Below are 13,997 nucleotides of genomic sequence, written 5' to 3' on the forward strand. Positions count from 1 at the left end.
GGGCTGCTTTTGTAATAATTCACATCAATTACCGCGGATCCGTTCAAGGATTGCACCCTTGGCAAAATGCGTTCTCTCGGCTTTCTGCCAGCCACCGAAGGCTTCATCGATGGTAAATAATTCCAGCGCGGGAAACTGCTTGGCATATTGAGCACTTATCTGTTTATCCCGCGGGCGCAAATAGTGGCTCCCTACGATATCCTGCGCTTGGGGCGTATACAGATAATCAACATAGGCAGCTGCCACTTCGTGCCCGCTTTTGCTATCGCCAACCGCCCCTGAGTTTACTATGCTCACAGCCGGCTCAACCATTATGGAGCCCGATGGCGTAATTATTTCAAATCCATCTGCCTTTCCACCTGCCCTTCCTTGTATTGCGAGAAGAGCTTCATTTTCCCACAACAGCAATACGTCACCCCACGCCCCGCTCTACAAATGCAGTGATCGATGCTTCTATCCGGCCTGCTTCAGAGCCCGGTTGTATTACGTTAGCAAGCAGTCTCCGCACGAAGTCGAGTGCACTTGCTTCGTTGCCGCCCGGTTGCCTGAGCGCATATCCCCATGCTGCCAGATAACCCCATCGACCACTTACCGAAATCCTGGGGTCAGGCATGACAACTTCTATTTCCGGGTGTAAAAGGTCATCCCAGTCGTTCACCTCTTTGGGATTACCCTTGCGCACGAGAAAGACAACCGTGGAGGTATAGGGCGATGCACGGGACAAATTGTCGGTGGTATCGTGCGAGAGAAATCTGCTCAGGGAAGGCGCAATGAACCGGTTTTTTTTGCCCAGCTTTGCAGCGTCATAAGATAATGCGAGAGTTGTAACATCCAGGCCGTCGAGCGTCACATGCACCGGCCTTCCTGATTTGCTCAGCGCCTGTCCGACGCTCACATCTACACCTGTACGTGCTTTCCAGTGCTCAGCAAATGAATGGTTTAAATCGGCGTACACTTCCGCAGCAGCGGGTGAAGACTCATAAGCAGAGTAAGAGGACTTGTTCAGTGTCGCGTAGGCACCCCCAAGGCTGAGCAGTGAGATGAACAGGCTGACAGCAAGACGGGGAGAGTTATTGAAAGACATTTTTTATTCCTCCGATGCAAAGGATCAAGAGTGAAATTTAGCATCGGCGCCATCCTGCTCAAACAAAGAAAAAATGAGTAGCTTATCAACAGGAAATGTCCATCATGCATTCGCTGGTTTACGTCTCCTGTCCTTCCTGCCGCGTCAGCGTGGGATGTCCTTCTTCGCGGGGGTTATGCATAAAACGTATAAACAAATGAATTAATATTGGTTCACTGGGGAAAATAGAACTGATAACTTTGGGGTGTGGTTATTCTCCGTTGTTGTTGTGATTTTCAAAGGCGCTGGCCATCGGCTCGCGCCTTTTCTTTATCGCTCTCCGGGGAGCCATAATGATTTTTGAATGAGCATTCCACATCCATCATTACTCGAAACCGATCACGACAATAACAGGGTACAGGCTTATAAATATGAATTTCCAACAATTGCGCATCATCCATGAGACAGTCCGCCAGAACTATAACCTGACCGAAGCGGCCAATGCCCTGTTCACCTCCCAGTCCGGTGTCAGTAAACACATCAAGGATCTTGAAGATGAATTGGGCGTCGAATTGTTCGTGCGCAAAGGCAAACGGCTGTTGGGCCTGACCAATCCGGGCAAGGAATTGATAGAGATTGTCGAGCGCATCCTTCTCGATGCAAAGAATGTCAAGCGCCTGGCTGAACAGTTCAGCAAGCGGGATAAAGGACGGCTGACCATCGCCACTACGCACACGCAGGCGCAGTACGCACTCCCTACGGTGGTCACGCAATTCAAGAAAACCTTTCCCCAGGTGCATCTCGTCCTGCACCAGGCCAGTCCCGGCGAAATCGTATCGATGCTGCTGGACGGAGTGGCCGATATCGGCATTGCCACCGAAGCATTGGAGAGTGTTGCAGAATTGGCCTCTTTTCCTTATTACTCGTGGCACCACGCTGTCATTGTGCCGCACGGGCACCCGCTGGAAGCAATACAGCCGCTCACGCTTGAAAGCATTGCAGAGTTCCCGATCATCACTTATCACGAAGGCTTTACCGGCCGGGCGGGAATTGATCAGACGTTCGCCAGAGCAGGATTAGGGCTGGACATCGCTATGTCCGCACTCGATGCAGACGTCATCAAAACGTACGTGGAACTGGGGCTGGGAGTGGGTCTTGTTGCGTCAATGGCCTTCAATCCAGTGCGGGACACCCGGCTGACTCTGCTGGACAGTTCCCACCTGTTCGGGCAAAACACTACCAACATCTCGATCCGCCGTGGTCATTACCTGCGGGGATACGCCTACCGATTCATCGAGCTTTGCCTTCCTTCCCTGACGGAAACCGCTATCCGGGCAGGTGTGAGGCCGCGGGCGGGAGTGGAACTCGGCGACTGACCGCGGAAACGATCGAAAACCGTTTGAACCGCAGGAGATATCGCTTTCTCAAACGGTATACTTCTATGCGTCTTCCCCCAGAAACCCACCACTCTGATGCTCCCAGAGCCCGGCATAGAGACCGTTCATTGCGATCAGGCTTTGATGTGTTCCTTCCTCTACGATCTGCCCCTTGTCGATCACGATCAACCGATCCATGGCAGCAATGGTCGATAGGCGGTGCGCTATGGCAATCACCGTCTTGCCCTCCATCAGGCGGTAGAGACTGGACTGGATGACTGACTCCACTTCAGAGTCCAGCGCGCTGGTGGCTTCGTCAAGCAGAAGAATCGGTGCGTTTTTCAGCATTACTCTCGCTATGGCGATCCGCTGGCGCTGGCCGCCCGAAAGCTTTATTCCGCGCTCCCCCACGTGCGCATCATAGCCATAGCGTCCCACAGGGTCTGTCAGGCCCATGATGAAATCGTGCGCCTCCGCCTTTTTTGCAGCGGCGATCGTTTCCGCATCGGTTGCGTCAGGTCGGCCATAAGCGATGTTGTCCCTTACCGAACGATGCATGAGGGACGTATCCTGCGTAACCATGCCGATATTGGCGCGCAAACTGTCCTGAGTAACATACCGGATGTCCTGCCCGTCGATCAGTATGCGCCCCTCCTCCACATCATAAAAGCGAAGCAGCAAGTTGACGAGAGTGGATTTACCCGCACCGGAACGTCCGACCAGACCGATTTTTTCGCCCGGTCTGATATGCAGCGAAAGATGATCTATTACGGGGACGTCGCCCCCGTAACAGAAAACCACATTCTCAAACCGTATCTCGGCAGTTTTGATCTGAAGACGTTTTGCATCGGGATGATCGGTCACCAGATGGGGACGTGACAAGGTGGTGATTCCATCACGTACGGTACCGACCTGTTCGAACAATGAAGTCATTTCCCACATGACCCAATGCGACATCCCGTTAAGCCGCAACGACATGGCGCCGACGGCCGCCACCGCGCCCACGCCGATCTGTCCATCCACCCACAACAGCAAAGCAACCGCAACTGCGCTGATGATGAGACTTGCCCCCATCACCTGGTTCACGGTTTCAAACCAGGTAATCAACCTCATCTGGCTATGTACTGTCCCGAGAAACTCCTGCATCGCCAGTTTGGCATAACCGGCCTCCCTGCCAGCGTGAGAGAAGAGTTTTACGGTGGCAATATTGGTATAAGCATCACTGATGCGTCCCGTCATCAAGGCACGCGCATCCGCCTGAGATTGGGATACCCGGCTTAACCTGGGCACGAAATAGCGCAATGCGCAGATATAAAGAGCGAACCACCCTGTGAAAGGCACCAATATCCAAAGATCGAACGTCCCGACGACAGCCACCAGGGTAAAAAAGTAAATCGTTACATAGACGAGTATATCGCCGAGAATAAAGCAGACATCGCGCAGCGCGAGAGCGGTTTGCATCACCTTGGCCGCCACTCGCCCTGCAAACTCATCCTGATAGAAGTGCATGCTCTGGTTCAGCATCAGGCGATGGAAATTCCAGCGCAGGCGCATCGGAAAATTCCCGCCCAACACCTGATGCTTGACGAGGTTTTGTATACCGACCAACAGGGGGCTTGCAACCAGCAGCCCAGCAAATAGAAGAAGCGTGTTCCGCTCCTGTTCCCATAGAAGAGAGGGCGGGATCTGGTTGAGCCAGTCGACGACTTTTCCCAGCATCGCAAACAATAAGGCTTCAAATGCACCGATTGATGCGGTAAGCAGCGTCATTGCCACCAGGTATCGTCTTACACCCTCGGTTGCTTCCCAGATAAAGGTAAAAAAACCTTTTGGGGGAATCCTGTCGGTGGGATCAGGATAGGGGTAAATCAGTTTCTCGAAATAGCTGAGCATTTAAACCATTGTAGGAATCTATAGCGAATCATGCCAAATCTGGTGTGACCAGATTCGATCTTTGCAGGGCCGTATGACCACCGTGGGAGGGAGATATTCCGCCTGCTGTCTGAATACTTCCCGAAAACGAGGCAAGATATACAATAACATTGTTCTCCATTGCATTCTCGATCAATCACTCTTTGCGACTATCCATGCCTGGCGCTTATGCACACCTCACCATGGTGAACCTGGTCAAGGAACCGGACCGGCTTGAAAAGCAGGGATTTCCTCCGGAAGCAATTGTTTCGGTATTGGATTACTTCCGTTTCTGTGAGCTTGGCGCCGTGAGCCCTGATTATCCCTATCTGGACATTGCTCACTCCAGTGCTGGCCAGTGGGCGGATCGAATGCACTATCAGAGAACCGGCGACATGATCAAAGCGGGGGTCGAATGGATCAGAAGACTCGATGGAGCATCCCGGCAAAAAGCATTTTCATGGCTGCTGGGATACACCAGCCATGTCGTTACTGACACGACCATTCATCCCGTCATCGAACTCAAGGTGGGTGAATACCAGAAGAACAAGGATAAGCACCGGATATGCGAGATGCATCAGGATGCCTATATTTTCCAGCGATTGAATCTCGGTGAGATAGGCCTGGCAGAACATCTGGGTTCCGGAATCTGGGGCTGCTGCGATAAGCCTGGCAGCGGAAAACTCGATTCCGTCATCACGCGCACGTGGCAGAGTATGCTTGAAACCTGCTATGGCGGCGCCTACCAAACCGACCCTCCCCTCATCGACAACTGGCACGGCGCATTCAAGTTCGTTGTCGACAAAGCGGAAGAAGGCCATGCGCTTCCTCCTTTTGCGCGCCATGTCGCCGCCAACCTCGGTTTGACCTACCCTGCGGTTGCCGATCTCGACCCCCAATATCTGGAAAGCCTTGCGACTCCGCTTGAAGCGATGAGCTATGATGCGATATTTGATCGTGCCCTGGAGAATGTTCTTGCCACCGGGTCGCTCATCGCCAAGGCCGTCTTCGAAAACGATGATAGCTACGCGACGACTGTGGTGAATTGCAACCTGGATACAGGAAAAGATGATCAGGGCAACCACATTTATTGGAAAAAGGGTGTCTCGTGAGCATACGTCCCGCCGGTATCCGTGTCAGCATAACTATCGCGCTTGTGCTATCGCTCGTTGCAGGTTGCGCCCCCACCCCAAAACTTCCTTACAGCGAAGAGATGTTTATCAAGGCTTCTGCACTAACCAAGCTCGCCACCGCAGTAGAATCCACCGTCCGCTACAAGAATCCCCCGCCCGGGCTCGATGAAAAGGAGTTGCTCATGCGGGCAACGCAACATGATCCGGCACTGCTGCGAAACTTTAAAGGCTACAAGGTGAGAGTGCTGCGCCAGGACAAGCACTCTGTCGTGCTGGTTTGCGATGCCTCCGGGCAGCGCGCCCTTCTCGAAGACGCAGGATGTTCCGGTCGCATGGATCGTCACCGCTGGATGGGCAAGCCGCAGCCATGCGAGTTTTCGATTGATACGAGAGAGATATGCGATGGAGGCTAAGCGTTTCTTCATAGGTGCTTCCCAAGATCGGTTGAAGGCGTCGACGATATGATTCTATAGCAGCGGTGGGTTGCCTGATGTGTACTGAAGCAACGAAGGCTCGTCTCTGAAGCCCGATCCGGAAGATTCATTAGGGAGATTCATTCAAGTGGCATGGCTCCCTCGTTCAATGAACTCACTTTTGCCCAAATTGGGAACACGTCTCCCTAGGGCAAATATTCCGGGGTGACCTGGCTGCCAATCCTCCGAGGCTTCAAGAACTTCGCATCTCGCAAGCGCAAGCAGATGCCCGACCGATTGAGGCATGAACCGCCAATAATCATGCGGATACCCGTGAGGAATGAAGCCGTTGCCGCGGGCGGTAATTATCAAAAGGCCGCCAGGACGCAGTACGCGCCCCATCTCTTGCAGGGAAAGCCAAAATGCGCTGTCATGCTCAAGCATTTCGGTCGAAACGACCACGTCAAATTCCGATTCACCAAACTCGAGGTGGTGCGCATCCATGATTCGATCGACGCCGGGTCCCTCCCGAAAGTCGACCCCCACATATCGTGTAGCTCCGCTGAATAGTCCGCGAACGCTGCCGTTAACATCCATTGAGCCGACCTCCAGGACTGACTGGCCACTTGTACCAGTCTCCCGAATTTTCTCACCGACCCATTCCATTACTGAAGAATGCATGAAATCACTCCATTCCTTATGACATGAGTTGAGGTACGTCTAGCTCCGCCGCGTGCGCGTGGTAAACAGCGCGGGCAAGGGTCGGCTCGCAATGATGCATATGCTCGAACGTCTGGTCAATTTCGATGAGCTGTCCTCCTTCATGCGTGAACCATAGACTCATCATGACATCATCCCAATAGTGGTGAATCTCCGGCGGCAGCTCCAGATAATAGGATTCCCAAACAGACAGCGGAGCCATCATCACAGCGCCCTGTGCGTACTCGGCAATTGGAGTGCAGGGAAGACCCATTCTGTGACAGAGCCAGTGATGTCCCGTCGTCGGCCATCGATGAATCTGGGCAGCAATATATCTTCCATCCTTCAAAGCTACGCGTCGGAGATCACTGACGAACTCACCCACATTCATGACAAAGGTATCCTGGATGATTCGCAATACATTTACGCTTTGGTAGTCGGGAAGCGTGCGGGCTACCACCTCCAACGCGTATGAGGTGGGCCGGCGAATACCCCACGAAGAATTCGATCCAGCATGCGCAAGCACGTCAGCGGGGGAGACTAGGAAATCAAATGACTTTCCTATCGTTTCTACCTGAGACCAGTATTGATCGTCCACATAATCACAAACTACAGCGATTTTAAAATCCGCATCTTTTCCCCACACCTTTCGCAGACGCGCACCAAGCAGTGATTGCACCTTGAGCATCTCAATATGGCGAGGATCGTTGACAAAAAGGGGTATTACAATGAGAAATCGCATGCTAACGCCCATTTCTAATGGCCTCAAAAAAGGCTTTGGTTGCTGTTGACTGTTTCCTGAGATCGGTCCTTAAAACCCTTCTTTTGCAGAATCACGAGACTCCTCACCCTGCTGATCTTGCGATAGCTTTTAGCACTCGTTAATTCGTCGACAAAAGCCATAACACCAGGGTAGTAATCAGCGTAATCATGAAACGCAACATACCCGCCGACTGGCAACCACGGCTCAAAAGAGTAAAAATCACGAGCAACGTTCAGATAATCATGCAAGCCGTCGATCAAGAGCAGGGCGATTAATTGCTCCCAATGAACATCTCCAGCGCAAGCCTGAATTACCTCAACCACGTCCGCAAGCCCGGCATTATCGAGGTTGCGTTTCAACTTTTCCAGCGAGGGCGCTACAGTGACGATTTGCCCTGTAGTACCTAATTTACCGTCATGGGGATCGATCGACCAGATCTTGGCGGACGGCCGTACTACCTGAGCTGTGCTAGCCAGAACTACCGTAGCGCGTCCGCAATAGCTGCCGACTTCAACTACTGCTTGAGATTGTGGAATATCGGCCAAGGCACGAGCAGTGATAGCAATGAGCAGGTCGGCTTCATCCTCTTCGAGCCAGCCTTCCAGTAGACGCATCCGGGCAAGGATCGGCTGAGTCAATAGCAACGGAGAATGCGAGGGTAATTCCTCAATGGGTTTCTCAGGTGGTTTCACATAATAGCTGTGCCTTTCACGCACCTGCTTGCGTAACGTATCTTCATATTGTCGCGTGACTGGGTGAATCCAAAAGATATCATCTCGATTTAGTGCAGTTTCTATTTGCGCGGGAGTGTAAGGGCAACGGTACTTCACATAATCATAACTGCACGGATTCGCGCCGATCTCATAACCAAGCATGGCTGTAATCGTGGGCAGAATGACTTCCTCGGTGGCCCAGATCGAGCTACGGGCCAGAATCTGCTTAAGTTGTTCGTCTTCCGCAAAGAACCGCGTCAAATCCCGTGCCGCTGCCGCAGTAAAAACAGTCGAGGGCCAAAAGGTCCAGTACGGGAATTTTTTCTCCCCATCAGGGAATCGTTGTAATAATGGCCGCCACAACTCGAACTCACTGAAGGCGACCTTTGCGGGATCAGCCGCGCCAGGTAATAATTGTCGTGCTGGCGAGTTGCCGAGCATGCCAACTCCAGGATATCTGGCCAAATACTCGGTGAGATACTGTGAATAACCGCTGCGTAACGCCAGTTGGTCAGAATCCACGATTGTCATCGTGTCAAAAGTGAAGTTATCAAGCGCATAGCGCATACAGTCGAGGGCGAAGTCATGCAATTTACCCCATTCCTTCGGCTGGGGTGCCGAATGGACGACAACACCGTGCTGTGCAAACTGGTATTTCTCAAGGAACCGAGGGTCTTTACTCCCGTTATATAGCAGCACGACAGATGACGGATCCAGGTATCGAAGGTTACGCACAAGGTCTACAACACAATCTAAACTCTCATGAACGAGGCAAGCAAAAATATTGCGAATTGGCTTAACAGCAGCGGTTGAGGCGTTGGGCGATAGAGATGAGATAGCGGGTCGTTCAGTAACCGGCGCCACTGGCTCGTGCTTCTTCATAGAGATCGAGCACCTCGAATTTTCAAAGAAATTGCTCCAATCATCTCCGAGCATTCGTTGGATGTCATCGGCTGGGTGTGGCCGCCACCATGCCCCACCAATATGTTTAGGGCTCACATTCTTCCCGTGAATGATACCGACGTGAAACGTGGGATCAGCCACGGCGGTTATTTGATCCGGTGAAGCGCTCCAGACAAAGCAACCGTCCTCGCCGATATTGATTTCCGGGAAACGATGCGTCGCCCAGAACTCACGTGTATAAACGAGTGAATTACCCGACAACCAGGGCCTCTGCCCATCCGGATAATTGAACTGCCAGGCTTTGCCGTCGCGCGTATCAAAAAACAGCAGATCTTTGATACCGCAAATTGCTGCCCTCGAACTGAGTAGATGGTCGACCTGATAGCTGAGCCGTCTGGGAGCATGCCAGTCATCGTCATCCCAATGTGCAATGAGAGACGCCGCAGACTGTTCGCATGCAAAGTTGCGCTTGGCTCCCACAGAAAGCCGCCGCGGAAGGCGAATATATTGAATACGCTTGTCAGACGGAATCAGATCGCTTACTGGATCCGTTCCATCATCGACAATGATCAGTTCCTTGTTTGGGTAATCCTGCCGTTGGAAACAGGAGATGGCACGTGGTACGAAATCCCTGCGGTTAAATGTTGGCATGATGCAGGAAATCAGGGGAAGGGAATCGCTTGTCATGCTAGTGGCATTAAATGGTTTTAATCAGTTTCGATCGCCGATGTTCGATAGAAGGGCTAAATGCATTTGCCGGACCGTTAGATATAGATATAAGATCACGTATCAACCTATCTGCATCGCCTTGGCATTATTTGAAGATATAGATCATCTTGAGGTCGTTTTCAAATTTACCAGGCAGACGAAGCGGAAGAAGTTTCTGCGGGGGATGGAAAGCGGTGGTTCCATGCGAAGGCTTGCTGTCGGGGATTGCGCTATTACAGCAGGTGGGAAATGGCGCAGGTCCTATGAACTGTCGGCGATACTACGTATTCACTTGGTGCAGTAATGGTCGGTTATAGTGATGCGGGGATGGAAGTGATGCGCTTTGTGTTGCTTATTGTCCATGGCGCGCACTTACCGGAGAGCAGCTTTAAACTTCAGCGGAATACTTGATTATCTTGCTTACCGTTGAATAATGGATTTCAAGTTCTCTGGCGATCGCTGCCATGGGATAGCCAAATTCGCTGTAAGCACTCCGTACCGCGCTGTCCCGAGCTTTTTTGTCCGCCCTCGCCTCGGGTGTGAAAATAGCCTTCAGTTCCGGACGGTGAGCCAGGCGCTGGGCTTTGGGGACTTCCTTGAGGTCACCTTTTTTCTCCAGGAGCGGCAGCAGGCTTTCCACGAAATGCTCGCTACCCAACAACACCTGCCCCTTTAAAGCGGGCCAGGGCGAAGTGCCGCCGAAGCCTTCCGCCACAAACGCTGCATATCTCTCACGCGCAACGGTACGGCTTTTTCCAAACTGGCTCGATAGCCAATCCGTATAAAGCCACTCCGGCCCAGGTGCTGTACCTACCATCGCACGATAACTGCTCCATGAATAATCCGCCGGGTCTTCTACCATCTTTGCCCTGACCGGGTTCAGCACCGTGTAGCGGCACAACTCCAGCCGATAACTCTCGCGCTCCAGCAGGATTGCCTTGAAACGCCCCTGGAAAACATGCCCTGCACGTCCGTGTCTCCGATTGAAGCGCTGGGTGCATGCTGCGAGCACACCCAGGAACAGGTTTCGATCTTCATCATCCAGGAAGATCGCCGCCCGAGCGTTGCCGCGAGAGGTGATGTGATAGACCGCACCGGGAAATTCCAGACGTAAGGGACGGGCCATAATGGAAGCCTCGCTAAAAGAGCAGTTAACTCAAGACCTGACCCTAATTTCTTCCCACTAATTTCCCAACTGGTTCTCAAGAAATTATTGGTGGTCTTTCAGGCTTTCGTTTCACTTCATCCACTCAATCAAAGCGATATCTTTGCGCAGCAGATCATTGACAATTTCATTAACCTCAATGCCTTTCGCTTTGGCTTTGATCGAAAGATAATTCAGAACGTCTGGATCGAGATACACGGGTAGATTTAACTGAGTATCAGGTCGGTAAAATTTACCCCGCGAACCCTGGGAAAAATCATATTCGTCATTCATCAGCATTCCTCATATTGAGGGCAGTAGCTTTTCGGGCAGAGATAATGCGGATTGTGGCACTATCCTCATGCTCCTTGAAGGTATGTACCACTACTAGGGTGTGTTAACACTAACAGTTAAATTTCTGATATGCTTCGGGCATAAAAACTACAGACGCCCTTATGGAAATCACCGAAACCCAATATCAGCAGATCGAAAGCTGTTTGCCCCGGCAACGGGGCAATGTAAGCCTTTCCAATCTTCAAGTTCTCAATGCCATCCTGTATGTAGCCGAACATGGCTGCAAGTGGCGTGGCCTGCCCAGGCGCTTTGGCAATTGGCACACGATCTATACGCGCATGAACCGCTGGTCCAAGAGCGGCGTTCTGGATCGTTTGTTTGAGCAACTGCGGCATGCACAGATCATTCGTATCAAAATCGAGGCCGTGTCGCTGGACAGCACGATTGTGAAGGTTCACCCGGATGGTACTGGAGCATTAAAAAAAACGGACCCCAAGCCATTGGCAAATCGCGCGGGGGATGGAGCACCAAGATTCATATGGTTGCCGCGAATGCTCGAACGGCCATAATCTTTGCGCTGTCCTCAGGCGCGGCGCACGACGCGCCAGAAGGACGCGCACTGCTGAGCCAACTCGGTCCGCCCCGCCGCCCTCTGTATCTTTTGATGGACCGGGCTTACGAAGGGAATGAAACGCGTCAGCTGCGCTTGAGCTTGGCTTTGTACCCGTAGTTCCACCCAAGCGCAATCGCATCAATGCTTGGGAATACGATCGAGGGATGTATAAGCGCCGTAATGAAATCGAGCGCTTGTTTCGCAGACTCAAAGGTTTCCGCCGCATCTTCTCGCGTTTCGAGAAACTCGATGTGATGTTTATCGGATTTATTCACTTCGCTTTAATCGTGGAAGCGTCCCGTAGTGTTAACACGCCCTAACAAGACACCATCGTTCGTTTTACCGAGTGTAACCCAGCGTTCCTCCACCTCACTGTGCTCACTGTCGAAAATCACTATTTGTAACGGATCGAGAAAACTCCGGCAGCCTGCTCAAAGCTGACCCCGTGCTTTTTAATATTGACTTTAGCCTTATTTGATCCACTCAAAATTATATTGCATCTGATCTCCGTTAGGGGCCCGAGGCTGGGAGTGTAGCGAAACAAGTAATTGTATCGAGACCTGACCCCTAATTGTGCACTGCAACCAGTGTGGCAAACGCTTGAGATCGACGTGCTTTCGTTCCAAGAAAGAGATCTCTTCTCAACGTTGGAGACGTGTCGCAGATACGGAGCAGGGATCGCACCAGAACATGAACAGCGTCCCGGGTATGTGAATGCGTCCGAAGGGCGTCATTCCGCCATCTAGGGCAGCTAGGTAGCGCATGCCTCGATCGCAAACTGGGCAGCGCGGGAATGCGTCGATTCTACACCAGTTGGGCGGGCCTCCCACGTCATGCAGCCCGCGCGCAGGCACGCGATCGGGGCCGATTCCAATTTGATTAGGATGGTCCTCAAGGGCCAACGCCCGCTCACCTGGGACGAACGGTAGCTCCCCACCCTCGGGTTCACCGACCTCGATGATCAACAATCGCTCCGCACCCTGAGCGGTAATATGTACAAACAGCGGCTCGTCATCGTGGTCATGGTGGTGGCACTGAAACCAGAAGAAGTTTGGATCGCGTGTTAGCCCCCAGCCGAGTGCGTCCCCTGCAAGCGTCAGTGCGTGGCCGGTTGGTATGAAGCAGAACTCGCAGAAGGGGACGCGTCCCGTGTACCTCCCACCAACCCGGTGGGGACTTTCACCGCGATCAACCACGAACCCGAGCGACACCTTCGGAAAATATGACGAGGTACCAGTGTCGCGAAAGATGCCACAGTTTTCGATCGACGCATTGAGAGCAGGCCACATGCGGCTAGGCGCTTGCGCGCGAAAATTTTCGAGCTCGCGTCGCGCAGCGTCGGTACGCATCCGAACCAACGCCTGCAAGAATATGGGGTCTTCGCTGTCGCGGAACTGCTTGCTGAAGTCGTGCGCCCAAGCGTCGGGGCCACCCGGCAGCAATGCCTGATTGATCAACGGATCATCAATGACCTCAACGAAAGGATGAAGGAGCGTAGGGAAGTACGTTGCAATCTCGAATAGCACGCTGCTGGCCGACGGGTCGTCTGGCGCTTGAAGCGTTTTGAGCAGGAGGAGGTTCGCTGCCGGTGGAGGCAGGGCTTTGATTAGATCAACCACAGCGTGTGCCCACTCCCCCTGACGTGGAGCGAGAGATTCAACTACCCGTTGTTTCTCTGCTTGTAGGCCGGGAAGCAGCGACAGATAGCCGGCCGACAGGGCAGCCGCCTCGGGGCTGGCCACCGAGGATAGTATATCGAGAGCGCGTCCAGCTCCCCTGTCTGCATAACGTATCCACGCTGCAGCCAACCGCTCCTCTCGCTGCGGCATGGTGAGCGCCTCGTCTGCGAGCAGGTCGTCGACCTCGGTCATTCGCTCTCCGATGCTTCGAGGATTCGACGAGCGATTCGAGCCAGTTCGTCGATCGACGTGTCGGCAGGATACTGCTCTTGATGCGAACCCTCGAATGTGTTTAATTTGGTGTTCGGAAGCACCTTGGTCACTAGAACGTAATCCGGGACGCGGACGATCGAACAGATAACCGTGTCCTGTCGCACCATGTCCGCAAACGTCTCACAGCCTGCTGCTTTAATTAATTTCTCTAGATTGCCGTAGCGGCGTTTTGCCGCAGTGCGCTCTGCCTCACTCAAAGCCAGCCGTTCGCCCTCACGGAGCGCTGCCGAAAGTCCGCCCCAACCACCTTCGACCTTGACTACCGCATCGAGGGCTATCATCCCTTTTCGAGAAGGCAAGCTGGGTACCACA

Annotated in this window: 13 protein-coding genes and 1 pseudogene; 4 read left to right on the forward strand and 10 right to left on the reverse strand. The window is 52.8% G+C overall.

The genetic code is table 11. From position 1 onward, the window contains the following. Nucleotides 1–24: 24 nt before the first annotated feature. Together BMY01_RS18385 and BMY01_RS18390 are read right to left on the reverse strand one after the other, a co-directional pair. Nucleotides 25–297: a hypothetical protein gene (locus tag BMY01_RS18385; protein WP_254772730.1), complete on the reverse strand. Its 273-nt coding sequence runs from the start codon at nucleotides 295–297 to the stop codon at nucleotides 25–27. 115 nt (nucleotides 298–412) lie between these two features. Then, nucleotides 413–1,084, reverse strand: coding sequence for a substrate-binding domain-containing protein (locus tag BMY01_RS18390; protein WP_254772731.1), 672 nt, complete (start codon nucleotides 1,082–1,084; stop codon nucleotides 413–415). A 410-nt stretch (nucleotides 1,085–1,494) separates the two neighbouring features. On the opposite strand from BMY01_RS18390, the gene BMY01_RS11925 reads away from it, so the two are divergent. Beyond that, entirely contained in the window at nucleotides 1,495–2,439 is a 945-nt protein-coding gene (locus BMY01_RS11925; RefSeq protein ID WP_074747502.1) for a CysB family HTH-type transcriptional regulator, read from the forward strand. Between the two features lie 63 nt (nucleotides 2,440–2,502). On the opposite strand, the gene BMY01_RS11930 is transcribed toward BMY01_RS11925, so the two are convergent. Further along, nucleotides 2,503–4,332 carry an ABC transporter ATP-binding protein gene (locus tag BMY01_RS11930; RefSeq protein ID WP_074747505.1) on the reverse strand — a complete coding sequence of 610 codons (1,830 nt, stop codon included), beginning with the start codon at nucleotides 4,330–4,332 and terminating at the stop codon, nucleotides 2,503–2,505. A gap of 194 nt (nucleotides 4,333–4,526) precedes the next feature. Between BMY01_RS11930 and BMY01_RS11935 the strand changes: the two genes are divergently transcribed. Next, the gene (locus BMY01_RS11935) at nucleotides 4,527–5,462 is read left to right on the forward strand and encodes a zinc dependent phospholipase C family protein (protein ID WP_074747508.1); all 936 of its coding nucleotides are present in this window, start codon (nucleotides 4,527–4,529) and stop codon (nucleotides 5,460–5,462) included. After that, nucleotides 5,459–5,896, forward strand: coding sequence for a hypothetical protein (locus BMY01_RS11940; protein ID WP_074747510.1), 438 nt, complete (start codon nucleotides 5,459–5,461; stop codon nucleotides 5,894–5,896). Before BMY01_RS11935 ends, BMY01_RS11940 begins: the two co-directional genes overlap by 4 nt. 144 nt (nucleotides 5,897–6,040) lie before the next feature. Here BMY01_RS11940 and BMY01_RS11945 read toward each other — a convergent pair whose 3' ends face one another. From BMY01_RS11945 to BMY01_RS11970, 5 genes are all read right to left on the reverse strand, one after another. Next, nucleotides 6,041–6,577 (reverse strand): class I SAM-dependent methyltransferase, encoded by a 537-nt coding sequence (locus tag BMY01_RS11945; protein WP_074747512.1) that lies wholly within the window; start codon nucleotides 6,575–6,577, stop codon nucleotides 6,041–6,043. A gap of 16 nt (nucleotides 6,578–6,593) precedes the next feature. Continuing rightward, nucleotides 6,594–7,337: a hypothetical protein gene (locus BMY01_RS11950; RefSeq protein WP_139176897.1), complete on the reverse strand. Its 744-nt coding sequence runs from the start codon at nucleotides 7,335–7,337 to the stop codon at nucleotides 6,594–6,596. Nucleotides 7,338–7,360: 23 nt separating this feature from the next. After that, nucleotides 7,361–9,625: a glycosyltransferase gene (locus tag BMY01_RS11955; protein WP_217638664.1), complete on the reverse strand. Its 2,265-nt coding sequence runs from the start codon at nucleotides 9,623–9,625 to the stop codon at nucleotides 7,361–7,363. 445 nt (nucleotides 9,626–10,070) lie between these two features. Further along, nucleotides 10,071–10,808: a hypothetical protein gene (locus tag BMY01_RS11965; protein WP_074747523.1), complete on the reverse strand. Its 738-nt coding sequence runs from the start codon at nucleotides 10,806–10,808 to the stop codon at nucleotides 10,071–10,073. 111 nt (nucleotides 10,809–10,919) lie between these two features. Then, on the reverse strand, nucleotides 10,920–11,120 hold the full coding sequence (locus tag BMY01_RS11970) for a hypothetical protein (protein WP_074747527.1): 201 nt from the start codon (nucleotides 11,118–11,120) through the stop codon (nucleotides 10,920–10,922). A 161-nt stretch (nucleotides 11,121–11,281) separates the two neighbouring features. Between BMY01_RS11970 and BMY01_RS17480 the strand changes: the two are divergent. Beyond that, nucleotides 11,282–12,053: pseudogene (locus tag BMY01_RS17480) on the forward strand (IS5 family transposase). Between the two features lie 321 nt (nucleotides 12,054–12,374). Here BMY01_RS17480 and BMY01_RS11990 read toward each other — a convergent pair. Together BMY01_RS11990 and BMY01_RS11995 are read right to left on the reverse strand one after the other, a co-directional pair. After that, entirely contained in the window at nucleotides 12,375–13,604 is a 1,230-nt protein-coding gene (locus tag BMY01_RS11990; RefSeq protein ID WP_074747533.1) for a hypothetical protein, read from the reverse strand. Further along, a complete protein-coding gene (locus BMY01_RS11995; RefSeq protein WP_139176899.1) occupies nucleotides 13,601–13,966 on the reverse strand; it encodes a hypothetical protein in 366 nt (121 codons plus the stop codon). The genes BMY01_RS11990 and BMY01_RS11995 overlap by 4 nt, the downstream gene beginning before the upstream one ends. Nucleotides 13,967–13,997 lie beyond the last annotated feature (31 nt).

Origin of the sequence: Nitrosospira multiformis (assembly GCF_900110185.1) — a bacterium.
Taxonomy (GTDB): domain Bacteria; phylum Pseudomonadota; class Gammaproteobacteria; order Burkholderiales; family Nitrosomonadaceae; genus Nitrosospira; species Nitrosospira multiformis_A.